The organism is Cellulomonas sp. KH9 (assembly GCF_900114185.1).
GTDB lineage: Bacteria > Actinomycetota > Actinomycetes > Actinomycetales > Cellulomonadaceae > Cellulomonas.
In genome coordinates, this window is record NZ_FOSE01000001.1 from 250,539 (window position 1) to 274,954 (window position 24,416).

At 73.7% G+C, this 24,416-nt stretch carries 26 protein-coding genes; 23 read left to right on the plus strand and 3 right to left on the minus strand.

Annotated elements, in window-relative coordinates:
- Positions 1-552 carry a TIGR03086 family metal-binding protein gene (locus tag BMZ16_RS01125; protein ID WP_089797712.1) on the minus strand — a complete coding sequence of 184 codons (552 nt, stop codon included), beginning with the start codon at positions 550-552 and terminating at the stop codon, positions 1-3.
- Positions 553-666: 114 nt separating this feature from the next.
- Here BMZ16_RS01125 and BMZ16_RS01130 point away from each other — a divergent pair, with 114 nt between their 5' ends.
- From BMZ16_RS01130 to BMZ16_RS01155, 7 genes are all read left to right on the plus strand, one after another.
- Positions 667-1,302, plus strand: a complete 636-nt coding sequence (locus BMZ16_RS01130) for a superoxide dismutase family protein (RefSeq protein ID WP_089797714.1) — start codon at positions 667-669, stop codon at positions 1,300-1,302.
- A 246-nt stretch (positions 1,303-1,548) separates the two neighbouring features.
- Positions 1,549-3,477, plus strand: coding sequence for an oxidoreductase (locus tag BMZ16_RS01135; protein ID WP_255366284.1), 1,929 nt, complete (start codon positions 1,549-1,551; stop codon positions 3,475-3,477).
- Positions 3,478-3,586: 109 nt separating this feature from the next.
- Positions 3,587-3,763, plus strand: coding sequence for a hypothetical protein (locus BMZ16_RS19105; RefSeq protein WP_177199548.1), 177 nt, complete (start codon positions 3,587-3,589; stop codon positions 3,761-3,763).
- Between the two features lie 167 nt (positions 3,764-3,930).
- Positions 3,931-4,224, plus strand: a complete 294-nt coding sequence (locus BMZ16_RS01140; RefSeq protein WP_143082702.1) for a hypothetical protein — start codon at positions 3,931-3,933, stop codon at positions 4,222-4,224.
- Positions 4,221-6,359 carry a hypothetical protein gene (locus BMZ16_RS01145; RefSeq protein ID WP_143082703.1) on the plus strand — a complete coding sequence of 713 codons (2,139 nt, stop codon included), beginning with the start codon at positions 4,221-4,223 and terminating at the stop codon, positions 6,357-6,359. Before BMZ16_RS01140 ends, BMZ16_RS01145 begins: the two co-directional genes overlap by 4 nt.
- Before the next feature lie 83 nt (positions 6,360-6,442).
- Complete coding sequence (locus BMZ16_RS01150; RefSeq protein ID WP_089797720.1) at positions 6,443-6,808, plus strand: hypothetical protein; 366 nt, start codon at positions 6,443-6,445, stop codon at positions 6,806-6,808.
- Between the two features lie 74 nt (positions 6,809-6,882).
- Positions 6,883-7,767, plus strand: coding sequence for a hypothetical protein (locus BMZ16_RS01155; RefSeq protein WP_255366386.1), 885 nt, complete (start codon positions 6,883-6,885; stop codon positions 7,765-7,767).
- 82 nt (positions 7,768-7,849) lie between these two features.
- Here BMZ16_RS01155 and BMZ16_RS01160 read toward each other — a convergent pair whose 3' ends face one another.
- Entirely contained in the window at positions 7,850-9,103 is a 1,254-nt protein-coding gene (locus BMZ16_RS01160) for an arginine deiminase (protein ID WP_255366285.1), read from the minus strand.
- Positions 9,104-9,368: 265 nt separating this feature from the next.
- Here BMZ16_RS01160 and BMZ16_RS01165 point away from each other — a divergent pair, with 265 nt between their 5' ends.
- From BMZ16_RS01165 to BMZ16_RS01245, 16 genes are all read left to right on the plus strand, one after another.
- The gene (locus tag BMZ16_RS01165; protein WP_143082704.1) at positions 9,369-9,989 is read left to right on the plus strand and encodes a hypothetical protein; all 621 of its coding nucleotides are present in this window, start codon (positions 9,369-9,371) and stop codon (positions 9,987-9,989) included.
- A gap of 20 nt (positions 9,990-10,009) precedes the next feature.
- Positions 10,010-11,056: a hypothetical protein gene (locus BMZ16_RS01170; RefSeq protein ID WP_089797726.1), complete on the plus strand. Its 1,047-nt coding sequence runs from the start codon at positions 10,010-10,012 to the stop codon at positions 11,054-11,056.
- Positions 11,057-11,186: 130 nt separating this feature from the next.
- Positions 11,187-12,656 carry an amino acid permease gene (locus BMZ16_RS01175; RefSeq protein ID WP_089797728.1) on the plus strand — a complete coding sequence of 490 codons (1,470 nt, stop codon included), beginning with the start codon at positions 11,187-11,189 and terminating at the stop codon, positions 12,654-12,656.
- 75 nt (positions 12,657-12,731) lie between these two features.
- Entirely contained in the window at positions 12,732-14,057 is a 1,326-nt protein-coding gene (locus BMZ16_RS01180; protein WP_089797730.1) for an APC family permease, read from the plus strand.
- 205 nt (positions 14,058-14,262) lie between these two features.
- Positions 14,263-14,445 (plus strand): antitoxin, encoded by a 183-nt coding sequence (locus tag BMZ16_RS01185; RefSeq protein ID WP_089797732.1) that lies wholly within the window; start codon positions 14,263-14,265, stop codon positions 14,443-14,445.
- Positions 14,446-14,541: 96 nt separating this feature from the next.
- Entirely contained in the window at positions 14,542-15,333 is a 792-nt protein-coding gene (locus BMZ16_RS01190) for an EI24 domain-containing protein (protein ID WP_089797734.1), read from the plus strand.
- Positions 15,334-15,472: 139 nt separating this feature from the next.
- Positions 15,473-15,724, plus strand: a complete 252-nt coding sequence (locus BMZ16_RS01195) for a hypothetical protein (protein ID WP_143082705.1) — start codon at positions 15,473-15,475, stop codon at positions 15,722-15,724.
- Complete coding sequence (locus BMZ16_RS01200) at positions 15,721-16,569, plus strand: hypothetical protein (RefSeq protein WP_089797738.1); 849 nt, start codon at positions 15,721-15,723, stop codon at positions 16,567-16,569. The genes BMZ16_RS01195 and BMZ16_RS01200 overlap by 4 nt, the downstream gene beginning before the upstream one ends.
- A gap of 10 nt (positions 16,570-16,579) precedes the next feature.
- A complete protein-coding gene (locus BMZ16_RS01205; RefSeq protein ID WP_143082706.1) occupies positions 16,580-16,852 on the plus strand; it encodes a hypothetical protein in 273 nt (90 codons plus the stop codon).
- Positions 16,852-18,216 carry a hypothetical protein gene (locus BMZ16_RS19110; RefSeq protein WP_177199549.1) on the plus strand — a complete coding sequence of 455 codons (1,365 nt, stop codon included), beginning with the start codon at positions 16,852-16,854 and terminating at the stop codon, positions 18,214-18,216. Before BMZ16_RS01205 ends, BMZ16_RS19110 begins: the two co-directional genes overlap by 1 nt.
- A 7-nt stretch (positions 18,217-18,223) precedes the next feature.
- Positions 18,224-18,937: a hypothetical protein gene (locus BMZ16_RS01220; RefSeq protein ID WP_143082707.1), complete on the plus strand. Its 714-nt coding sequence runs from the start codon at positions 18,224-18,226 to the stop codon at positions 18,935-18,937.
- A gap of 96 nt (positions 18,938-19,033) precedes the next feature.
- Positions 19,034-19,747 carry a hypothetical protein gene (locus tag BMZ16_RS01225; RefSeq protein ID WP_089797748.1) on the plus strand — a complete coding sequence of 238 codons (714 nt, stop codon included), beginning with the start codon at positions 19,034-19,036 and terminating at the stop codon, positions 19,745-19,747.
- A 141-nt stretch (positions 19,748-19,888) separates the two neighbouring features.
- Complete coding sequence (locus BMZ16_RS01230; protein WP_089797750.1) at positions 19,889-20,482, plus strand: hypothetical protein; 594 nt, start codon at positions 19,889-19,891, stop codon at positions 20,480-20,482.
- Positions 20,483-20,550: 68 nt separating this feature from the next.
- Positions 20,551-21,495 carry a hypothetical protein gene (locus BMZ16_RS01235; protein WP_143082708.1) on the plus strand — a complete coding sequence of 315 codons (945 nt, stop codon included), beginning with the start codon at positions 20,551-20,553 and terminating at the stop codon, positions 21,493-21,495.
- Positions 21,496-21,593: 98 nt separating this feature from the next.
- Positions 21,594-21,887: a hypothetical protein gene (locus tag BMZ16_RS01240; protein WP_089797753.1), complete on the plus strand. Its 294-nt coding sequence runs from the start codon at positions 21,594-21,596 to the stop codon at positions 21,885-21,887.
- A gap of 646 nt (positions 21,888-22,533) precedes the next feature.
- Complete coding sequence (locus BMZ16_RS01245; RefSeq protein WP_089797755.1) at positions 22,534-23,817, plus strand: hypothetical protein; 1,284 nt, start codon at positions 22,534-22,536, stop codon at positions 23,815-23,817.
- A 1-nt stretch (position 23,818) separates the two neighbouring features.
- Here BMZ16_RS01245 and BMZ16_RS01250 read toward each other — a convergent pair whose 3' ends face one another.
- Positions 23,819-24,247 carry a hypothetical protein gene (locus tag BMZ16_RS01250; protein ID WP_143082709.1) on the minus strand — a complete coding sequence of 143 codons (429 nt, stop codon included), beginning with the start codon at positions 24,245-24,247 and terminating at the stop codon, positions 23,819-23,821.
- Between the last annotated feature and the right edge of the window lie 169 nt (positions 24,248-24,416).

Consider the following 24,416-nt stretch of genomic DNA (forward strand, 5'->3'; position numbering starts at 1 on the left):
TCAGCCCGCCGTGCGGCGGCCCAGCCGCGCCAGCAGACGCGCCTGACGGTCCGCGTCGGCGGGCGGCTCGACGCCCGCGCGGCACACGCCCTCGGAGTACAGCGCGTCCCCGAGCGCGTCGACCCGCTCCTCCACGAAGGTCAGCTCGTCGTCGCTCAGCCGCTCGTCCAGCCCCGCCGCGGTCGCGACGTCCCAGCGGTGCACGACCAGGTCGAGGGCGTGGAACCCCTGCAGGGTCGCGCCGACCGTCGTCCGCCCGGCCCACCCGTCGTACTCGCGCCCCACGACCTCCGGGTCCGTGACCGCGTCGCGCAGCGCTGCGGCGTGCGCGCGCCACCCGCCGGCGGGGTCGGCGTCGAGGTCGACGTCCGGCAGGTCGACGCCGTGGTCGGCGAGGAAGTCGCGCTGCGTGGTGACGACGTGGCGCAGCACGTCGCGTGCGCTCCACCCCTCGCAGGGTGACGGCGCGTCCCAGGCCGCGGCGGGGAGCTGCTCGACCACGCCGGTGAACGGCTGGACCAGCGTGAGGAAGGTGGGTGAGGTCGTCGCCATGGGACGAACGTAGGCCGACCCACCGACACCGGGCCGAAGCGGGCGCTCGGCGCGCGGGCGGGCGGGGCCTTTCGTAGCGTGGACGACCCACCGAGCACCGATGGAGGGGGAACGATGCGAGGAACGCTCCGGACGACCGTCGTGGCTGTCGCCGCGGCGGCGGCGCTGACCGCGTGCAGCGCGGCCGGCGAGGACGAGGACGCCCCGGTCAGCAACCAGACGGAGGCCACGACGCCGGCGAGCACGCAGGACGACGACGAGGTCGAGGTGACCATGTTCGACGCCGGCAACGCCCAGGTCGGCACGGTGTGGCTCGACGAGGAGGACGGCGGTGTGGAGATCGAGGTCGCGGTGAGCGGCCTGGAGCCCGGGTTCCACGGGTTCCACCTGCACACGGTCGGCGAGTGCGAGGTCGGCAGCGCGGACCCGAACGACCCCGCGAAGACGGGCGACTTCCTGTCCGCGGGTGGTCACCTCGGCGCCGACGCGGGTGACCACGGCGAGCACGCCGGTGACCTGCCGTCGCTGCTCGTCGACTCCACGGGCGCCGCGCGGCTGACGGTCCGCACCGACGCGGTGACCATGGCCGACCTGCAGGACGAGGACGGCACGGCCGTGATGATCCACTCCGGCCGCGACAACAGCGCGCACGTCCCCGAGCGGTACGCGCCCGAGGGTCCGGACGCGGACACGCTCAAGACGGGGGACGCGGGCGACCGGGTCGCGTGCGGCGTGATCAGCGGGGGCTGATCGGCGCACGTCCGGACGGCACCGACGGCCGTCCGCCGGCCGGCCACGAGGGTGCCGAAGTGCCGCGGCGTTGCCGTGGGCACGTCGGCACCCGGTCGCCGGGTCACCCGTCCGGGGCACACCGCAGGCCCGGCGCGGTCCGGATGTCGGCCTCGGGACGTGGGTCCTGCGCGCGCGCGTTCCCGCAGGCAGACGATCGGGCGGCCGGCAGCGCCGGCGCCCGCCTCGAGCGACAAGGACGTCCCCGTGCCCTACCCCCACCTCCTCGCCCCCCTGACCCTCGGCTCGTTGCGGCTGCCCAACCACGTCGTGATGCTCCCCATGGGCACCGAGATGGGGACGCACGAGGGCCTGTTCACGGAGCGCGAGATCGCGTACTACACGGCCCGCGCCGCCGGTGGCGTCGGCCTGGTCATGACCGGCATCGCCGCCGTGTCGCAGGACTACGAGCAGATCAACCCCGGCCTGTGCCGGGTCGACACCGACGACGCGATCCCCGGACTCACGGCGCTGGCCGAGTCGATCCACGCCGTCGGCGGGCGGGTGTCCCTGCAGCTGACCGCCGGCCTGGGCCGGAACATCAACGTCGTCGACCCCGACCGCGCGCCGATCTCCGCGTCGGACAACCCGCACTACGCGAACCCCGACGTGCTGTGCCGGCCCCTGGAGGTCGAGGAGATCCGCACGCTGGTGCGCCGCTTCGGCGAGGCGGCCGCGCGTGCCGCCGCCGCGGGCATCGACGCCATCGACATCCACGGCCACACCGGCTACATCGTCGACCAGTTCCTCACCCCCGCGTGGAACCGTCGCACGGACGAGTACGGCGGCTCGGTGGAGAACCGCTGCCGGTTCGCGGTCGAGGTCATCCAGGCCATCAAGGCGGCCGCCCCCGGCCTGCCGGTGAGCTTCCGGCTGTCCGTCGACCACAAGTTCCCCGGCGGCCGCACCACCGAGGAGTCGCAGCGCATCGCCGTGATCCTCGCGGAGGCGGGTCTCGACTTCATCCTGGCCGACGACGGCTCGTACGAGGCGATGGACTACGTCTTCCCGCCGTACTACCTGGGCGACGGCTGCATGGTCCCGGCCGCGAAGGCCCTCAAGGAGGTCGTCGACATCCCCGTCGTGGCCTGCGGCAACCTCGACCCCGACACCGCCGAGAAGGTGCTCGCCGCCGGTGACGCGGACATCGCCGGCGTGGGCCGCGGCCTGATCGCCGACCCGCAGTGGTGCGCGAAGCTCGCCGAGGGCCGCCGCGAGGACATCCGCCCCTGCATCCGCTGCAACGCCATGTGCGTGGGCAACGCGTTCTTCGCCCTGCCCCTCGGCTGCGCCGTGAACGCGCAGGTCGGGTTCGAGCGCGAGCGCGTCCTGACGCCCGTCGAGACGCCCCGGCACGTGGTCGTCGTCGGGGGTGGGCCCGCCGGGCTGGAGGCCGCGCGGGTGGCCGGCGAGCGCGGCCACCGTGTCGACCTGTACGAGCGGGACACCCGCCTGGGCGGCGTGCTGCGCCCCGCGGCGACGCCCGACTTCAAGAAGGAGCTGCACGCGATGATCGGCTGGTGGGAGCGGCAGATCGCCCGCCTGCCCGTCACCGTGCACCTCGGCCACGAGATCGCGGCGGACTCCCCGGAGCTGGCCGACGCGGACGAGATCATCCTGGCCACGGGCTCGCGCCCGCTCGTCCCGGCGTCCATCCCCGGCATCGACGGCCCGAACGTCGTCGGCGTGATCGACGCCCACGAGGGCGCGCCGCTGGGGCAGCGCGTCGTCGTCGCGGGCGGCGGCCTGTCGGGCGCGGACCTCGCGCTCGAGCTCGCCCAGGGCGGGCGCGACGTGACGGTCGTCGAGGCGGCCGACGAGATCGCGCGCGACCTCATCCTCATCAACCGCATGACGCTGCTGCGCGACCTGGCCACCGCCGGCGTCCGGCTGCTCACCGGTCACACGGTCGTCGCGGTCGACGCCGACGGGGTGCAGCTGCGCACCGCCGACGGCGAGGACGTCCGGGTGGCCGCCGACACGGTCGTCACCGCGTTCGGCGTGCTGCCGGAGACGACGCTGGCGGACCAGCTGAAGGCCGCCGGGCGCACCGTGCGGACCGTCGGCGACTGCGTGACCCCCGCGAAGGTCGGCGAGGCGATCAACGCCGGGTACCTCGCCGGCGCGGAGGTCTGACCCGTCCGGTCCGGACGCGAGCCGCCCGTCGTCTGCCCGTGAGGGTGGGTGGCGGGCGGCTCCGTCGTCACCGGTGGCGGGCCCTGGGTGCCCGGGTCAGGGTGGTGCCATGAGCGAGGACACCGTCCACCCCGCGTCCCAGCGCCCCGAGACGCAGGACCCGGAGAACCAGCCGCTACCCGGCGCCACGGGCCCGGACACCCAGCCCGAGGTCGGCGACACGCAGGACACCGGCACGCGCCGGCTGTACCCGTCCGACCCGACGGGTGACGACCCGACGCCCTGACCTCGGGGAGCACGGGTGGCCGTGCTCCCGCGCCGATGCTGTGGGGCACCGTGCCGTGTCGGCCACCGGGATGAACTGTGGACGACCGGGTCTGGCGAGAGGTCGCGAACGGGTACCGTGCTGTCCGGATTCGGGGGTTTTGGTCGGGAGGTGCGGTGGTCGATCCGGTGGCTCGTGCGCAGGGCAGGGTCGACGAGCTGCGCCGGCTCCTGCTGGACCTGGGTGCGGCCTGCGAGGGCGTGCCGAGCCTCGCGCGTCCGGCCGGTGCCGTCGGCGCGCCGGGGTCCTGGACGGGATCCGCGGCCGACCGGCTCCACCACGACGAGCTGGCCCCCGCGGCCCAGCGCCTCCCCCGCGCCCTGGACGCTGCCCTGCAGGCGGTGCGGGACGAGCTGGCTCACGCGGAGCGCACCCTGCGCGGCGCGCGCGAGAACGCCAGGGACGACGTGGGCGCGCGATGAGTCGACTGGTCGAGGTGTGCCCGGAGGCCATGGCGGGCGTCCGGGCGGACGTGGCGACGACGAGCCAGGCCGTGCTCGACCGGGTCGCACCGCTGCGCTCGCGGATGCTCACGCTCGGCGTGCCGACCCGAGGGCTGGACGACGCGGTCGACGTGGCCCGCCGGCTCGACGAGAACGTGCTCCCGGTCGTCGACACCCACCTCGGTCGGGCGCGCACCCTGGCCGACACCTGGTACGGCGGTGCGCTCGGCACCCCGTTCCCTGTGGTCGACGCCCCGGACCCGTCCCCGGTGGCCGATCCGTTCACCCGCTCGGCGCTCGATGACGGGACGACGGTGCTGTCGTGGACGTCTGCCGACGTCGATGCCCAGCAGGCGGACGCGCAGGCCACGACGGAGTCCCGCGGGATCGGGGACTGGCTCGCCGGCGCGTGGGAGGGCGTGAGCGACGCGGTCGACCAGGGCCTGGACCGGCTCGCGCAGCGAGCGGTCGAGGCGGGGGACGCGGTCGGCGAGGCGGGTGCGTCGATCGGCGAGTGGTGGCAGTCGACCACGGCCGACCTGGGGGCGTGGGTCGACGAGAACCTTGCCGCGGTGCGCGAGCTCATCGGCCGGCACGTGGCGCTCCTCCGGGTGCTGGCCGACGTGTGCCGCGTCGTCGGGTGGGCGGTCGTCGCGATCGGTGCCGTGCTCACCGTCGGGCTGACGATCATCGGCGCGATGGGCGGGGCCGCGATCGGCGCGGTCGTCGGCTTCGGGGTCGGAGCCGTGCCGGTCGGCGGCGCGGGGGCCGTCGCCGGGCTCAGCGCCGGGCTCAAGGTCCTGGGCGCCGGCTTCTCCCTCGTCGCGGTCGGGGACCTCCTGGACGTGGCTGCGGACTGGGGTGAGGGCACCATCGACGGGCAGGAGCTCGTGCAGCGGGGCTCGGTCGAGCTCGCGCTCACCGTGACGTCCCTGGTCGGAGCGGGTGCGCTCGGCAAGATCGTGCAGAAGACGTGGCCGCGTCTGCCCGCGTCATGGACCGGGCGCATCGACGACACGCTGGAACGGGTCTTCCGCCCGCGGGCGTCGGCCCCCGAGGTGACGCCGCACGGTGCCGGCGCCGATCGGCCGGGCGGAACCCCGGCGGGCGCCGCCGATGGCGCCCCGCCCGAGACGGACCTCGGTCCGTCGGCGGCGCGTGACCTGGATCCGGCTCGAGCGGTCCGCAAGGGGGTCGACCCGAGCGGTGCGGTGCACGAGATCCGATTCGGCGCGGCGGAGGTGGCCGACCAGGCGCGGTGGGACGACGCGCTGGACGTCGAGCTGCGGGACCGCGGCTGGACGCGGGCGCAGTTCACCTCGCTGGTCGCGCGGCCGGTGCACCAGCTCTCGGCCACCACGCTGCGCGAGGTGCTGGCGATCCGCCGGGCGATGCCGACGATCCGGCCGGACGACGCCATCCAGAAGGTCGTGCCGCCGGACCAGGTCGCCAACGCCCTCGGACCGGCGCGGTTCGGTCAGGTCGCCGACGACGCCACCGTGCTGCGGGTGGCGCAGAAGGCTGCAGCGGGCAACGCGCCGAGGTACCCGCTCACGAGCATCGGCGGGTACGTCTCGCGGGCCGCCGACGTCACGGGGATGGGCACGGCTGCGCTGTACCGCAAGCTCGGGCTCAACTACGAGCGGAGCGACTTCGCGCCCGACGAGTCGATGTTCACCGTCCGCTACCAGGCGGACGACATCCGGGTCGACGGCTCGATGGTCGCCCCGGGGACCCCGAACGGGCCGCTCGACCTCGTCGACCAGGCGCAGTACCTGCCGGCCACGGACGGGGTCTCGGCATCGCGCTTCGAGCAGATCGCGTCGCTACCGGACGCAGATGCGCGGGCCGCGGCGTGGAAGGACCTGGGCGCCGAACGAGGGCTGGGGGTGGAGCAGATGGAGCACCTGGAGTGGGCGCTCGGCTGGGAGGATCCCTACCGCGGGAACGGGTGGTCCGGCGATGGTCCGGACTACACGCCGGAGTGGGCGTATGCAGACCGTCACGATCTGCCTGACGGGACGGAGATGTGGGTGACCCGGCCGGACGGGACTGAGGAACTCGTGGCGAGATTCGACCGGAAACGATGGGTCCACCTGAGGGAGCAGCCGTGATAGTCGGACAGTTTGCCGTCGTGGACGGAGTTCTCTACAGCGCCCGGTATTCGAACAATCGCAGTCGTGGCGTCGGGCTGGTCGTGCCAGGTGACCAGCCACGCCCGGACGGCTTCACGTGGGACGAGCGTTTCGGTTGGTGGCGGGACGCCGAGTGGGACGAGGTCGACGAGGCCTACGAGATCGAGGTGTGGGCGCGTGCGCCTGGTGGGTGGGTCGTGCAGGTCGACGACTGGGACGAGGAGACCGGTCTGGCCGCGGTGGTGCACATGACATACGTGCAGGAGCAGTCCCTGTTCGGCAGGTACGAGGAGCCGGCGGGTGAGCCGCCGTACCTCAACCACCGGCCGTACGACCTGATGTCCGAGGGGGAGGTCCCCGGTGACCAGCTGACGGACGTGCGCAGCGTGCGCCGGGACGTCGACCTGCCGGGCAGGCGGGTCTCCTGAGGAACGGCCGTGCGGCGGATCCGCCGTCGCACAGGGGGATTGACCACGACCTGGAGGTGCGTCGCGTGACGCTGATGCAGAAGGCGGTGACGCCGCAGCTGAGCGAGGCGTACCTCGCCGCGGGGTTCGAGCGCACGGGGGGCTTCGCGGTCCCCGCGCAGACCGTGACGTGGGCGAGCACCGCCGCCGACCTGGTCCGGGCGCACGGCCTGACGTACCCGGGATCGCCCTACGGGCCGGACAGCCCGCACGTCGACGTGCTGAGGTTCGAGGCCACCGCTCAGCTCCGGTTCGAGGACGCCGTCGGTGGCCCGGACCGTCGCACGCGCGAGCGGACGGGCGGCCCGTTCCTCGATCGTCCGCCGTTCACGGGCACGGGCTTCGTCGGCCTCGACGACCACGTCGTGCCGCTCTACTGGTTCGTGCACTCGCGGGTGCCGGCGGGTGCCCAGCTGGTGCGCGTGGGCGCCGACGGCTCGAGCGTCCTGCTCGCCACGTACGTGGACGTCGCGCACGGGTGGGTGACCGAGGACCGCGCGGTCGCGTTCGGGCTCCTGCCGCTGCACGTCGGCCCCCTGGCCCGGTGGAACGGGAACGTGCATCCCGCCGACGTGCTGGGTGACCGCGTCGTCCTCGCTGCCGCTGAACCGCTCGACGGCTTCGAGCGCACGGCCGCGGGTCGCTTCCGTCGGGACGTCCCGCGCGGCGACGTCGAGGAGCTGTTCGAGCTCTACGTCGAGGCGCGGTGGAACGGGCTGGACGTCCGCGTGGTCGACGAGTTCACGGACCGTGGGCGGCCCCTGGTCCGCGTGTGCGCGACCACGCACGACGCCGACCTCGCCGAAGGGCTGCGCATGGACAAGGTCGAGGCCGCGCTGTACGAGGCCACCGTCGCACCCGGGTCGCTGACCGACGTCGTCACCTCCCAGCTCGTCCCGGCGGGCTGGGCCACACGGTGACGCCGCCCGGCGTGCTCCAGGAGCGCGGCGCGTCCCACGGTGAGGTGTGCGGGCGCGTCGACGGGCACGGGTAGTCCGCGCATCACCCCGTGACCGGGTCCCGGATGATCGGGCACGTCATGCAGTGCCCGCCGCCGCGGCCGCGGCCCAGCTCGGCGCCGACGATCGTGACGACCTCGATGCCCGCCCGCTCCAGCAGCGCGTTGGTCAGCGTGTTGCGGTCGTACGTGAACACGACGCCCGGCTCCACGGCGAGGGCGTTGTTGCCGGAGTCCCACTGCTGACGCTCCGACTCGTACTGGTCGCCGCCGGTGTCGATGGTCCGCAGGCGGTCCAGGCCCATGGCGCGCGCCACGACGTCGGTGAACGCGGCCGAGCCCTCGTCGACCACGTCGAACCCGGGTCCCCGGTCCGACGGCAGCAGCGTGAACGTGTGCACCGCGTCCATGATCGTCGGGTAGAGCGTGACGACGTCCCGGTCGACGAACGTGAACACGGTGTCGAGGTGCATGGCCGCGCGCAGCTTCGGCATGCCGGCCACCACCACGCGCGAGGCCGCACCCTGGGCGAACAGCGCGGCCGCGACCTGCGTGATCGCCTGCCGGGACGTCCGCTCGCTCATGCCCATGAGGACGACCCCGTCGCCGACGGGCATGATGTCGCCGCCCTCGAACGTCGCCTGCCCCCAGTCCCGCCCCGGGTCGCCCCACCAGACGCGCGAGCCGACGTAGTCCGGGTGGTGCAGGTAGATCGCCTGGTAGATGAGGGTCTCGTCGCGCCGCGCGGAGAAGTACAGCGGGTTCAGCGTGAGCCCGCCGTACAGCCAGCACGTGGTGTCGCGCGTGTAGAGGGTGTTGGGCAGCGGCGGCATCAGGTACTCGCGGGCGCCCGTCGACTCGCGGGCCAGGCCGATCGCCGGCGGGCGGTGCTCCGCGGGCAGGTCGATCGTCGCGAGGCCGCCGATCAGCAGCTCCGCGAGGCGCGTGGCCGACAGGGACTCCAGGTACGCCCGCGTGGCGTCGACGAGCCCCAGCCCGACGCGGTCGGGCACGATCTTGCGGTCCAGCAGCCAGTCGCGCGCGCCCGGCACCTGCAGGGTCTGCGCGAGGGCGTCGTGCAGCTCGACGACCTCGACGCCGCGCGCCGTCAGCTTCTCGACGAAGTCCGCGTGGTCCCGCTGGGCGTTCTCGACCCACAGGACGTCGTCGAACAGCAGCTCGTCGCTGGTGGTCGGGGTCAGGCGCCGGTGCGCCAGACCGGGCCGGCACACCATGACCTTGCGGAGCCGTCCGACCTCCGAGTGGACGCCGTAGCCGGCGGAGACGTTCGAGGTCACGCTCGTCCTCCCCTCGGACCGTCCACGGACGGCGTCACGGGTTCCCCCGGCCCGCCGGTGCTGCGTCCCCGACCACACTAGGGGCGACGTCGGCGACGCGACACCGACGTCTGGCAGGGTCGGCCACGCCGTGCCCCGATCCGCCGGTCGCGGGAACCTGGCCTGCCCCACGGGTGAGAAGTCCCTCACCGGCGCCTGCCGGTGTTGTCCGGTTCGGTACGCTTCGCGCGGCCTGCGGCGCACGGTTCGCGGGGTGTGGAGGTGCGTGGTGCGGGTCCGTGGTGGGCTGGTCGTCGGGGTGTGCGTCGTGGTCCTGGCGGGCTGCGGCGCGCAGAAGGCGGAGCCGGCCGGGTTGACCGCCTCGCCCACCCCGGCGGCGTCGGCGTCCCCGACGCCCTCGCCGACGCCCGCGGAGGACGCGGCGACCGACCTGTCCGACGCCGAGCTGGGCATCGTGTTCGTCGACACCCCGGACCTGACCGGCCCGGCGGCGTCGGCGCACGACGCGGTCGCGATCTTCGAGGTGGAGTACTGGCGCTCGAAGACGACCGGTGCCACCAGTCCGGCACTGGCGCAGTTCGCTTCTCCTGAGCTTCTGCGGAAGGTCGAGTACGGCGTCCAGCGCAACAGCGAGGACGGGTTCGGGTTCGACGGGACCCTGCACATCACGATCTCCGACGTGACGATCGATGGTGGTACCGCGACGGCCTCGGTGTGCGCCGACTACTCCGACGTCCTGTTCACGAACGTGGACGGCTCTGCGCCCCAGTCCTTCCAGGAGATCGACTTCCCGCAGTACGAGAGGTCGACGACGCGGCTCAGCACGTTCGACGACGGTGCGACGTGGCGGCCGGAGGATGCCACGTTCGAGGGCAACTCGTGCTGACCTCAGGTGCGAGGCAGCGGGTGACGGCCGCCCTCGTGACCCTGTCGGCGGCTCTGCTGCTGTCTGCCGTACCTGCGGCGGCCGCCCCCTCCGAGGGTCGCAAGCCGTGCGGCCGCGAGTGCGACCTCGACGCCCCGCCGCCGACAACGGACACCGGCCTGGACGGTGACGAGATCTGGGCCTCGCTGGACGTGTCCGGTCAGGTCACCGGCGGGTCGCAGTACCGCATCCCGGGTCGGGTGAAGGTGGTGCCGCGGTGCTGGTACCGGTGGTGGTACACCGGGGCGGAGTACGCGGCGTTCTGGGAGGGCGAGCTGAACCAGAAGGCGATGGCGCAGGTGCCGCACCGGTACCGCACGCAGGCGCTGCCGGGCTACCAGGAGCACGCGCTCAAGGGCGCCGAGGACGGCGGCTGGTACGGGCCGTGGTGCCGGGAGGGTGTGGACGGGGAGTTCCTGCTGAGCTACCTCGAGACCCATCCGCCGCGGTTCTTCGAGGCGGACGAGCAGCGGCCCGCTGCGGCGGCAGAGGTCGAGCCGCGGGTGCTGGCCGAGGCCGCGTACGAGGCGATGGAGCTGCCGCAGGGGACCGTGCGGTGGAACCCGTCCCTGGAGGGCTCGGGCGCCACGGTGGTGAACATGGCCACCTGGGTGTGGGTCGAGGGCGCCGCGAGCACGGCCACGGTGCGCGCGACGCTGCCCTCGGGGCCGTGGGCGCAGGTCGAGGCGGTCATCGAGCGCGTCGAGGTCACGGCCCCGGGCCTCGTCGGGTCCGACGACACGGTGCGGTCCGACGACACGGTGCGGTGCGACGACCTCGGGGTGCCCTGGACGCCGGAGGCCGACGCCGCCGGGACCACCTGCGAGGTGGTCTTCGAGCGGTCCAGCGCGAACCAGCCCGTGAAGCCGGGGCAGGAGCACCCGACCGCGACCATGGTGGTGACGACGGTGTGGTCGGCGTCGTGGACGTCCTGGCTGGACGCGACGCCGGTGGACCTGGGGGAGCAGACCACGACCGTGACCGCGGAGGTCCCGGTCGGCGAGATCCAGGCCGTCGTCACGCGCTGACCGAGGGGTGCCGCGCACCTGCCGGCGTCGCTCCTGCGGGACGAGAGGCCGACGGCGGACCCTCGGCACGCGGGTAGCGTGTCGCGGTGGCCGTCCGGCCGCCGTTCGCCCACCGAAGGTCCGCACCCGCATGACGCCCCCACCGCACCGCACCGACGGGTCCGCCCCCGAGTCGGGGGCCGTCACCGGCCCCACCGGGACCCCCGGACCGCCGGCCGTCGGCCCCGTCGACGGGCAGCGCGCCCTCGGCCACGCCCTGCGCCCCCGGCACCTGACGATGATGGGCCTGGGGTCCGCGATCGGCGCCGGGCTGTTCCTCGGCAGCGGGGTCGGGATCGCCGTCGCCGGGCCGGCCGTGCTCGTGTCGTACGCCGTCGCGGGGCTGCTCGTCGTGCTCGTCATGCGGATGCTCGCCGAGATGGCCGCGGCGGTCCCGTCCAGCGGGTCGTTCTCCGTGTACGCGGAGAAGGCGCTGGGGCGGTGGGCCGGGTTCACGCTCGGCTGGGTCTACTGGTTCACGCTGATCATGGTGCTCGGCGTCGAGATCACCGGCGTCGCGCGCATCGTCACCGGGTGGCTGCCCGGGGCGCCGCAGTGGGGGGTCGCGCTCGCGGCCGTCGCCGTGTTCGCCGTGGTGAACCTCGTGGGGGTGCGGCAGTTCGGCGAGTTCGAGTTCTGGTTCGCGCTCGTCAAGGTCGTCGCGATCATCGCGTTCCTCGTCGTCGGGGTGCTGCTGGTGCTGGGGCTGCTGCCGGGCACCGAGCCCGTGGGGACGTCGAACCTGCTGGGCAACGGCGGGTTCGCCCCCACCGGGCCCGCGGGGATCGCCGCCGGGCTGCTGGTCGTCGTCTTCGCGTTCGGTGGCATCGAGATCGTCACCATCGCGTCGGCCGAGGCCGCCGACCCGCAGCGGGCCGTCGCCCGCGCCACGCGCTCGATCGTGTGGCGGATCATGCTCTTCTACATCGGTGCCGTGGCCGTCATGGTGCTCGTGCTGCCGTGGGACGCCCCGCAGCTGGTCGACGGGCCGTTCGTCGCCGTCCTCGACGTCGCCGGGCTGCCCGGTGCGGCGCGCGTCATGGAGGTCGTCGTCGTCCTCGCGCTGCTGTCGGCGTTCAACGCCAACATCTACGCGACGTCCCGCATGGCGTTCTCCCTGGCCGGGCGCGGCGACGGGCCGGCGGTGCTGCAGCGGGTCTCGCGGCGCGAGGTGCCGTGGGTCGCGGTGCTGGTGTCGGTGGTGCTGGCGCTGGTCGCCGTCGGGCTGAACTGGCTGCTGCCCGACGCGCTGCTCGGCATCCTGCTGAACGCCGCCGGGGCGTCGCTGCTGGTGGTGTGGGTGCTGGTCGCGGTGTCGCAGCTGCGGCTGCGCCCCCGGCTGGAGGCCGCGGCGGGGCCGGACGGGCTGCCGCTGCGCATGTGGGGCTACCCGTGGCTGACGTGGGCGACGCTCGTCGGCCTCGGCGGCGTCGTCGTCCTCATGCTCACGGACGACGCGGCGCGCGCCCAGCTCGCCGCGACGGCCGGGCTGGTCGCCGTGGTCGTCGGGATCTACGCCGTGTCGCGGGTGGCCGAGCGTCGCCGGGCCGCGCGGGGCTGAGCCCCTCCGCTCGGCGTCGACCGGGCCCGCGCCGCTCGACGCGCGCGACGCGTCCGGCTGCCACAGAATCGGCCCGTGACGAGCGAGACGGGGAAGGCCGCGGGCGCACCCGGGCTGAAGCGGGCGGTGACCGGCCCGCTGCTGTTCCTGTTCATCCTCGGCGACGTGCTGGGCGCCGGGGTGTACGCGCTGGTCGGCGAGATGGCCGGCCAGGCCGGTGGTCTGGTGTGGCTGGCGTTCGCGATCGCCCTGGTCATGGCCCTGCTGACGGCGTTCTCGTACGCCGAGCTGGTGACCAAGTACCCGCACGCCGGGGGGTCCGCGGTCTACGCCGAGAAGGCGTACCGCAGCCCGCTGGTCGCGTTCCTCGTCGGGTTCTGCATGCTCGCGGCCGGGATGGTGAGCGCCGCGGGTCTGTCGCTGGCGTTCACGGGGGAGTACCTCACGGCGTTCCTCGACGTCCCGCAGGTGCCCGCCGCGATCGTCTTCCTCGTGCTCGTCGCGCTGATCAACGCGTGGGGCATCAAGGAGTCGCTGCGCGCCAACATCGGCATGACGATCATCGAGACGACCGGGCTGGTCCTCGTCATCGTCCTCGGGGCGTGGGTCATCGGGCGTGGGGACGCCGACCTCGGCGGCGCGTTCGACCCGCCGGCGGAGACCGGGGTGTGGGTCGCCGTCCTCGGGTCCGCGCTCATCGCGTACTACTCCTTCGTCGGCTTCGAGACGTCGGCGAACCTCGCGGAGGAGATCCGCGACGTCTCCCGCGTCTACCCCCGTGCGCTGTTCGGCGCCCTGCTCACGGCCGGGGTCGTCTACCTGCTGCTCGGGTTCGTCGCCCCGGCCGTCATCGCGCCGGCCGAGCTCGCGGAGTCCACAGGCCCCCTGCTCGAGGTCGTCCGCACCGCCGGAGCCGTGCCGCCGGAGCTGTTCGCCGTCATCGCGCTCGTCGCCGTCGCCAACGGCGCGCTGCTCACGATGATCATGGCGAGCCGCCTCGGCTACGGCATGGCGCAGCGCGGTCTGCTGCCCTCGCCGATGTCCCGGGTGCTGCCGGGCCGGCGGACGCCCGGCGTGGCGATCCTCGTCACCACCGCCGTCGCGATCGTCCTGGCCGCGACCGGTGAGCTGGTCGACCTCGCGTCGACCGTGGTGCTGCTCCTGCTGTTCGTCTTCCTCTCGACGAACGTCGCCGTGCTGGTGCTGCGGCGCGACCGCGTCGAGCACGACCACTTCCGCGCGCCGACGGCCCTGCCCGTGCTCGCGGTGCTCTCCTGCCTGCTGCTGCTCACCCGGCAGGAGGCGCAGCACTGGCTGCTCGCCGGGGTGCTGCTGGCGGTGGGCGTGCTCGTGTACCTCGTCACGCGGCGGTCGTCGCGGGTGGTGCCGGCCGACGCCTGACGCCCCGGCCCGTCCCGATGGTCAGGGCGCGGTGAGGACCGCGCTCAGCAGCGCCGGTGTGCCGTCACGGCACCCCCACGCCGCTGGGAGGCCGGGGATGCGGCCCGTGCGCGGCCGCCGGAGGATGGAACGGCACCGGAGACCGCTCGGTGCGGCCTGCTCGACGGGCAGGCGCTGTCCGATGAGCGAGAGCAGGGGGATTCGCATGGGCATCGACGACCTCAAGGGCAAGGCGACCGACGCGGTGCAGGGCGAGAAGGGCGAGCAGGCGAGCGACTCCGCCCTGGAGAAGGGCGCCGACGCGGCGTCGTCCGCCACGGGCGGCAAGCACGACGAGCACATCGACAAGGCGCAGTCGGCCGCGGACGAGAAGATCGGCGACCGGTAGGCGGTTCCGCCGGGCCGGGCGGAGCGCCCGGCCCGGGTGCTCCCGCAGGCCTGGTCCTCCGGCACGGACACCGTCCGGGCCCTACGCTGCGACGTCATGGGTGAGGTGCGCGACGGTGCCCGGCTGCTGCTGCGTGGCTGGGGGTACTGGCGGCGTCGGCCGTCGGTGATGGCGTGGGGGCTGGTGCCCGCCGCGCTGGTCGGGCTGCTGGTGCTGACCGCGCTGACGCTGCTGGTCGTCAACCTGGGCACCGTGGCGCAGTGGCTCACCCCGTTCGCCGACGGGTGGACGCCCTTCTGGGAGCGTGCCGCCGAGATCGCCGTGCAGGGCGTGGTGCTCGCCGGTGCCGTCGTGCTGGTCGTCGTCACGTTCACCGCCCTCACGCTGACGGTGGGTGAGCCGTTCTACGACCGCATCTGGCGGGCCGTCGAGCGCGAGGAGACGGGCACCGTACCCGCCGGGGACACCGGGTTCTGGCGGGGGGCCGTCGACGGGTTCGCGCTCATGGCCCGCGGTCTGCTGGTGGCGCTGATGGCCGGTGTGCTGGGGCTCGTGCCCGTGCTCGGGACCGTGCTCGGCTGGTCCACCGGTCTGGTGCTCACGGGGTGGGTGCTGGCGCACGAGCTCACGTCCCGCGCACTGGTGTCCCGCGGGCTGTCGCGCACCGAGCGCAACCGGCTGCTGCGTGCGCACCGGCGCGAGGCCATCGGGTTCGGGGTCGCGACGCAGCTGTGCTTCCTGGTGCCCGGTGGGGCCGTGGCGACGATGCCCGCGGCCGTGGCCGGGGCGACGATGCTGGCGCACCGGGTGCTGGGGGCGGGGGCCGTCGTGAACGGCGCACCGGGAGGTGCGGTCTCCGGCGCGGGGTCGTCCACGCACGCCGGGTGATCGACGGGGAGTCCTGTCGCCGGTGACGGCTGGTCTGCCCTTCCAGGGCCCCTGGCCCTGCTACTGTCAGCGGGCCCCGGGGGCGCTTTGTCCGTGTTCGGGGGCTTGTGGTGCGCCGGTCGACCGTCCAGGAGGTGCCGTGCCCGGTCCGCGACCGCCCGTCCTGCCACGTGTGGGTTTCGCGCTGCTCACGGTCCTGCTGCTGCTCGCGCTGCTCGCGTTCGTGCTGCTCTTCATCGTCGTCCCCGAGGAGCGCTGGACGTTCCTGTGGCCGATGGCGGCGATGCTCGCCGGGCTCACGTGGGTGCGCGGCGCTCGCCGGACGTGGGTCGAGAAGCACCGGCCCGCGACGGCACCGGTCGACACGCCGCCGACCGGGCAGGTCCCGTGAGCAGCCCGGCCGGCGCCGCACTCGACGAGGCCCGCGGACGGCTGCGGCTCACCGCCCACCAGCTCGACGCGCTCGCGCTGGTCGTCCGGTCCGCCGCGCCGCAGACCGCGGACCAGCGGCGCGCGCTCGAGGAGCTGCGCAGCGCCGGGATCCTCGACGGCCAGGACCGCGTCCACCCGCTGGCGGCGCAGCTCGTGCTGGCCATGACCGCGCCGCTCATCCGGATGCTCGTGGAGACCAGCGGCCCGCAGGGCACGTCCGCCGCGCACGTGGCGGTGGCGGGCGAGGACGTCTGGTACAGCGAGCCGTGGCCCGGCACCGGGGCGGACGACCCGGTGACGTACCAGCGCGCCGAGCTCCCCACCATCGTCTGGGACGTGGGTCGCCTCGTGGGCCTGCACCGCGGCCAGGTCCCCGCGGACGCCACCGTCGTGTCGGCGCCCGCCGGGCTGGTCGACATCGTCCTCGAGATGGCGTCGCTGGGCCCCGCCGAGTGGGACGACGCGCGCACGGTCGCCCTGGCCACCACGACGACGGAGCGGTGGCCGGACCTCGACGCGCCGACGCGTGCGCGCTGGCTGGCGATCGTCGCGACGCTGCGCAGCTGGTGGCGCGTCACCGTGAGCTGGGGCGACGAGGGCGCCGGCACCGGGCGCTGGCTGTCCGTGCTGGACTGCGGCGCCGACGGCTACTGGCGGTGGGACCACCCCGAGGCCCGGACGGACGACGGCGTCGCCCACGTCTCGCTGGTCCCGGTCAGCGGGGGCGCGCTGTGGGAGGCGCTGCAGCGGCTGCTGCCGTCGGCGGCCGAGCTGCAGGCCGCCGTCGGCCACGGGCGGGGCTGAGATGGCACCCGTGCCCGGGGACGACCCCGGCGCCGCCGACGCCCTGCGGGCGTCCCGCCTCCGCGCGCTCGCCGCGCGGATCGAGACGGTCGTCGACCCCGCGCTGACCGCCGCGCGCACCGAGCTGTGGGAGTGCGCCAACGCCGACGACGTGCGGGAGCGGCTCACCGCGCACCAGGGCGCCGCCCGCGCGGCGGCGCGGCACCTGCTGCAGGAGGCGTCGTCGGCGGACAACGACGCCCGTCGCAAGCGGGAGGCCGCGGCCGTGACGGGGGCGTACTGATGGTGGTCCGCATCGACCCGACGGTCCTCGACACCGTGGCGACCCGGGTGACGACCCTGAGCGACGACCTGCACGGCATGCTCGCCGAGGCGCGTCGGCTCGACGCCGGGTGGGCCGTGACCGGGCTGGGCGAGGTCCCTGCCTGGTGCGACGACGCGACCGTCGACCTGCGGGCCCGGCTCGGCATCGTCCGGAGCCTCGAGCAGCAGGCCGTCCCGGCCTTCGGCCCCGGCGGGGCCGGGTGGCTGGAGATCGCCGGCGGCCGCACCGCCGTGGTCACGACCATGGGCAGCCTCGGCGGCCTGGCCACCCAGCCCGACCGGAACGCGGGCCTGGCGCGACGCCCCGGTGAGACCCTCGACGACTGGATCCACCGGATCGCGGGTGAGGCGATCGACGCCCTGCCCCACCTGGACGGCGCCGGCCGGCCGGTCGTCGAGGCCTACGAGTGGTACGAGGACTATGTCGCCGTCCTGTTCTCCGGCGGGATGAGCGCGCTCGCGGCCACGACGGTCGCCAAGGTGTCCGTCACGCGGTCGGTGGTCGTGCCGCTGATGCAGCGGCTGAACCTCAGCGACGAGGTCGTCGCGAAGGCGATGCTGCGGCACGGGACGTACCGAGCGCCCGGGACGACGATGCAGTCGCTCCTCATGCGGATGGTCCCGCTGGACAAGATGCAGTCCGTCCCGCCGAGCGTGCAGAGGTGGGCGGCGAACAACGCCCTGCGCAGCCTGCTGCCTGCGGTGGAGGCCCGTCTGCCGGGCATGGCGGCGAACATCTACGACGGCGTCTTCGGAGCGAGGCAGTACACCTTCCGCGTGCTGAACGCCGCGGGAGAGTCGGTCGTCGCCTCCCGCGGGGCGAGCAACCTGCTGGCCGTCGCCGGGGACGCTCAGGCGGGCACGAAGCTCGCCACGGTGGCCCGGACGGCGGGGGTGCTCCGCGGGGCGGGGGTGCTCGGCAGCGCGGCGTCGGTCGGGTTCGACATCGCCCAGGTGGCGTCGCACGGCAACCCGGTCGAGGCGTTCCGGCGCGACGGTGCCGGCTACGTCGCCGACATCGCCAAGACCGGGTTCGACATCAGCCTGACGGCCGCGCTCATCGCGCCGAGCCCGGTCACCTGGGGTGCGGTCGCCGTCACCGGCGTGGTGTACGCGGGCGCCGAGCTCGTGGACCACTGGGACGAGGTGTCCGCGGCCACGGAGCAGGCCGCCGAGTGGACGGCCGACCAGGCCACGAGGGCCGCCGGATGGGTCGCCGACCAGGTGGCCGACATCGACGACGTGGGTGACGTGGTCGACAAGGTCGGCGGCGCCGTGGAGGCTGTGGCCGACTCGAAGATCAACCCGATGAACTGGTTCTGACATGGACATGACGAACAGCCCCTCCGGTCTGCACGCCACCCTCGCGGCGGGGCAGGTTCGGGTCGTCCCGCGCATGAGCGGGGAGTCGTTGCGACGCATGGGGGCGAAGTCGGACGGCCTGGTGGACAGGACGCTGGCCGAGGTCGACGGGCCGTGGGGTTCGCTGCGGATGTCGATGGACGGGTACCCGCTGAGCGTCCGCGCCCAGGTCGACGGGCAGGTCGTGGCCACGCTCACGGCGGTGAGCGAGCCGCTGATCGACGAGGGGCCGGTGCCCACGTTCACGGACCGTGACGTCCCGGTGGTCCTGGGCGGGGTGCACGGCGGTGTGCGGTTCGTGGCGCACGGTTCGCGGTTGCGTCCGGCCGGTCGCCGTCGGTTCCTGCGGGTGACGTGCCCGGAGCAGACGTGGACGTACGGGTCCACCCAGACCCAGACGGCTCCCTCCCACCCGGTCCTCAAGGTCATCGGCTCGGTGAACGCGCCCACCGAGCTGCGCCGCGGCCCGGCCCCGGCGACCGGCGAGGTCGTCACCTCGCTGGTCGGCAGCACCGGCCGGGACGAGAAGGACCCGAGCGGTCGGCCGTACGTCACGCTCTCCTGGGTCGAGGGTGCGGCCGTCGCCGAGGTCGTGCTGAGCCTGCTGCTGCTGCTCGGCACCAACGGCGACAGGCTCATGCCGCTGTGGTGGCGGGTGGTCGACGCCGGCGGCGCGTCCTGACGCCACGGCCGGCCCTCGTCGGCACCGAGCCGGAGATCCCGGTCGTCATGTGGGGGACTCCAGGATCAACCCGATGAACTCTGCTCCGAGGTGGACATGACGAACAGCCCGTCCGGTCTGCACGTGACCCTGGCCGCCGGGCAGGTCCGGGTCGTCCCGCGCATGAGCAACGAGTCGCTGCGGCGCACGGGAGCGAAGTCCGACGGCTGGGTGGACAGGACGCTGGCCGAGGTCGACGGACCCTGGGGCGCGCTGCGGATGTCGATGGACGGGTACCCGCTGAGCGTCCGCGCGCAGGTCGACGGGCAGATCGTGGCGACGTTCACGGCGGTGAGCGAGACGGTCAACGAGGAGGGCCCGGTGCCCACGTTCACGGGCCCTGACGTCCCGGTCGTCCTGGGTGCGACGACGGCAGGTGTGCGGTTCGTCGCCGAGGGCTCCCGGTTGCGCCCGGCCGGTCGGCGTCGGTTCCTGCGGGTGACGGCCCCCGACCGGGCCTGGACGTACGGGTCGACCCAGACCCAGACCGGGAGTGCGAACCCGGTGGGCAAGGTGCTCGGCGTCGTCGGGGCGGCCACCGAGCTGCGCCGTGGCCCGGACCCGGCGACGGGAGCTCTCGCCGTGTCGTGGAAGCACCAGGGCGCCCGGGACGAGAAGGACCCCAGCGGCAGGCTCTACGTCACGGTGAGCTGGGTCGACGGTGCCACCGTCGAGGAGGTGGTCCTCACGATGCTGCTGTTGCTCGGCACCGACGAGACCAAGCTCGCGCCGTTGTGGTGGCGGGCCGTCGACGCGGGTGGCGCGTACTGATGCGGCGGCGGGTGCCGTTGTCCGTGGTGAGGACGCAGCGACGTCGGTGCGAGTGACCGGGCCTCACCCCGTTTCGTCCTGTTTGGCCCAGGTCGGTCGGTATCGTGTGCGGGCCACGGACCCGGACGAGACGAGGACGACGTGACGCTGCGCAGGGCCCTGCCGATCCTGACGGTGCTGCTGCTGAGCGCGGGGTGCGCGTCGGAGGCCGTCGAGCCGCCGGGGCTGGAGGCCACGGTCGCGGCGGAACCGACGCCGACGCCGAGCCCCACGCCGACCGGGCCGGCGCTGGAGCCGTCGGATCCCGACCTGGGGATCGTGTTCGAGGACGTGCCGCAGCTCGAGGGTGAGCAGGTGGACGTGTACAACACGGTCGCGGCGTACCAGAAGGAGTACTGGCGGATGATGACGACCAACACCGTCAGCCCGGGGTTCGACGTGCTGGCGTCGCCGGAGGTCACCGCGATGATGCAGCGCATCGCGACGCAGAACGCGGACCAGGACCTCGAGATCCTCGGGGTCTTCCACACGCGTATCCACGACCTCGTCGTCGACGGCGAGTCCGCGACCGTGACCGTGTGCGACGACTACCGGGACGTCACTGCAGCCGATCCTGAGGGGACCTACTCGTCGCAGGAGATCGGCCTGGTCGGGACGGCCAAACAGCTGTCGATGGGCCTGTCAGGGTTCGGCACATGGCGCGTCCTGAACAGCGCACCTGCCGGCGACTGCTGATGCGCCGTCGGGGCGCGACCGTCGTATCGACCGGCCTCCTCCTCGTGATCCTGGCCGCGCAACCTGCGGTGGCTGGTCCACAGGCGGGTCGCGACGGTACGGAGGACGCGGCAGCCGCCGGGGACGTGTCGGACGACGGCATCTCGGTCGAGGCCGAGTCCACCACGGCGACCATCGAGACGACCGGCGCGACGACGGCGGGTGTGCCCTTCACAGGGGTGGCGAAGGTGCCGGTGCCTCGCCGGTGCTGGTACGGGGCGGGGTGGACGGGGCAGCGGTACTACGAGTACTGGAAGGACGGGGGCGTCGGACGGTCTTCGATGACGCAGGACGCGTACGCGGCGCAGGGGCTGCTGCACGAGGGGTTCGAGCAGCACGCGACGGACACCGAGGGTCGGTGGTACGAGGCGGAGTGTGCGTCGCACGTGCCCGCTGACGAGCAGGTCGCGTACTTCCTCTCCCACCCGGCGGTGTACGTCATGGCGGGGGAGCCGGCTCCGGCTGTGCAGGAGTCGGTCGATCCGCGGGTGCTGGCGCAGATCGCTGCGGAGCACATGCAGCTGCCGGTGGGGACGATCCGGTGGAACCCGTCGGTGAAGGGGTCGGGGGCCACGGTGGTGAACCTGGACACGTTCGTGTGGGTGGAGGACGCGACGACGTCGGTGCAGGTCACGGCGTCGGTGCCGGGGGTGTGGTCGCGGGTGGAGGCGCGGATGGCGTCGATGGCCCTGTCGGCGCCGAACGCGCGGGACGTGACGTGCCCGGACGCCGGGACGCCGTACGCGGCGGGGATGACGGGCAGCTCGTGCGCGATCGTGTTCGAGCGGTCCAGCGCGAACCAGCCGGTGAAGTCCGGGCAGCAGTACCCGACGGTGACGTTGACGGCCACGGCCAGGTGGGAGGCGACGTGGACGTCCTCGCTGGACCCGACGCCGCAGGCCCTGGAGGTCCAGACCCGGACCGTGACGGCCGAGGTCCCGGTCGGTGAGGTGCAGACGATCGTCACGCGCTGAGCCCGCAGCGGTCGGTTGTGGAAACCGGCCACGCGGCTGCCGGGTCCACCAGTACGGTGACGGCGCACCGGCCAGGTGCAGCGATCGCGGAGGGGCCTGTGGGGGAGCTGAAGACCCGGACCGTGTCGAACCCGGAGTACGAGGACCTCACCGATCTGCTGGAGCGGGCGCGGTCGATGGCGGTGGTCGTCGCCGGGGTGCTGGAGCGTCCGGCCGCTCTCATGTCGCAGGACCGGGTGTGGACGGGGCCGACCGCGGCTGAGTCGTTCGCCCTGGAGCTCGACGGGCGTCGGGCGGACCTGCCGCTGCGGTTCGAGGCGTTCATCGACGCGGTCACGGCGCGTCGCGCGGCGGTGCCGCCGAGCTTCGACGTCCCGGTCTCGGAGCTGTGAGCGTGGCCTTCGCCAGTGTCGACGTCGAGGGTCTGGCGCTGCTGGTCGCGCGGCTCGAGGGCGCGGCGTCGTCGCTGCACGGGGTGTGCGCGGACCTGACCGGTAGGGCGAACGCCCTGGACGTCCCGGTGACCGAGCTGAGGAAGGTCGAGCACATCGCGACGTGGGTGGACGGGGAGCTGCCCGGGTTGCGTCGTCGTCTGGACCTGGCCAGGCTCGCCGACACGGCCGTCCCGATCGCCCTGCGCGGCGGGGTCGTGACGATCGTCGAGCCCGTCCTGGACGCCCGGCAGGCCGAGGTGGTGGGCCGGGGACTGGCCGCCGAGCTGGTCGCGGTCGACTCGGCGGGGGAGCAGGCAGCCGTTCGGCTGCGCGCGTTGCTGGCGCGGCTCGAGGGGCACGTCGGCGATCCCGACGTGATGTCCGGGTTCTACGCCGAGCTGGGGACCGCACGGACCGAGCGGCTGGCGTACGTCGTCGCCGAGATGGCATCGGGCCTGGCGGTGCGGGAGGAGTGGTCCGGGCGCGGCGCACGGGACCTGCAGGTGCTGGGGCGCGGGTTCGCCGCGGCGCTGCACGACGCCGACCCTCCGGCGGGTCTCGCCGCGACGGTCGCGGCGTTCGGCCGGCGCCGGCGGATCACGACGTGGCCTGGGGGCGGCTGGCGCTGCTCCAGCACGGCACCATCCCGACGCGGCACCTGGTGGCCTTCACGCGCGCGAATGCGTTGGACTCGCTCGTCGAGGACCTGTCCGTCGACGTCCGCGGTGACGTGCTCGACGGTCGTCCTGCGGCCGTCGGTCTGCCCCGTGACCGCATGGAGCTCGCGTTCACCGCACTCGCCACCGACCCCACCGCCGCGCGCCTGGCGATCTCGGCCGGGCCGGGCACAGGGGCGATGGTCGAGCGTGTCCACGCCTACGACGCCCGGTTCGGTGTGCGGGTCGACCAGGCGTTCGGAGCCGCGCTGGCGGCAGGTGCGGGTGTCGGCGAAGACCCCGCCCGGCACGCCGCCGCACGGTTCCCGTTCGACGCGATCACCGCCACCGCGCGGCTGGACGGGACCATGTGGTTCGCCCGCGAGCACTACGCCGCGATCGCCACGGCCTGGGCGCCGGAGATGCTCGCCGGGGCGACGGCGGAGGCGTGCCGGGTGCCGGAGTCCACCCGCAGCCGACCCGAGGGGTGGGAGGACATCCCGGGGCCGCGGCCGCTGTTCTACCTCTCCCTGGAGGACACCCGCGGGTTCCTGGCGACCTTCGGTCACACCGACGAGCTCTCGGCGCCGTTCGACCGTGCGGTGGGTGAGCTGTACTACGGGCTGATGGTGAACGCGGTGCGCCTGGACGCGGCAGCGGGGAACAGCGAGCAGATGGGCCGAGTCGCCAGCAGGTTCGGCAGCCTCGCGGGAGCGCAGTACCTCGCCCAGCACCAGGTACGCAGCGAGATGGACGCCCAGGCGCAGGCGACCCGCGACCTCCTGGGAACGACGACCGGTCTGGTCCTGGACCAGGTCGCGGGGCCTGACGGCCTCGTCGGCACCGTGCTCTGGGAAGCGGGGAAGTTCGGCATGAACAAGGGATTGGGCGTCTTCGTCGACGGCGACGTCGCCGCCTCGCACGCGGGACGGCTCGAGGCACAGGCTGTCCGAGTCGCCCGGCTCCAGGACGCCGTGGTCGCCCAGCTCCTGGTCGCCAACGATCCACGACATGCAGCGGGCCTGCCGTCAGCGCTCCGGTCGCCGACCGGAGGACTGATCGACCCTGTGAGGATCATCGACAGCCCTGCGCTCGACGCAGAGTTCGCGGCGTGGATGGTGTCGACCAACGTCGACGCTTCTGTTCAGTCGACCTACGATTCCGTGACGGATGCCGCCGGCGAGTTCCACGCCGGTTTCGGGCGTGTGCAGGCTGTGTTCGGCAGGGTCTGAGTCAGGTGCAGCGCGTGTGGCCTTCGACGTCGACGACGATGTCATCGGCTCCGGCTGTTGCTGCGCTGAACGACAGCGTGATGCCCTGCAGGTCGCCGTCCGTGACGTGATACGTCGCGTGGCGAACGTCCTCAGCCGCCGCCGGGTCGGCGATATCCAGACGATCGAAGCGTGCGAGGCCCTCATCCGCCGGGTCGAGTCCGAGTCTTTCGACCACGCCGAGGAACCTGTTCTCGGCGCGGGTCAACGCACTGCCCATGGTGCTCGCTAGTTTGTCCCGACCGACAGGGCCGATTGTCGCAGCAAAGACGTATCGGCTCCCGCCGTCGGGGCAGTCGCGCAGCTCGGCAGCGTCGTCTGTGACCTCTATCGAGTCCGTCCTCATGCCGTCTGCCGTCCGGTCGGCGACGGTGCGCGTGGTGTCCGCCATGGCCGCGCGCTGCTCGTCCGCCGTGAGAGGCCCTGCGGTGCAGGCCCCGGCAACCATGACCCCGACGGCCATCGTCGTCGCCGTGGCCGCTCGGCGGGATCCAGGTCGGTTCACGATTCGAACGTTGGCAGGCACCGGCGAATCCTCGCAGGTCGGGCACTGACGGTGC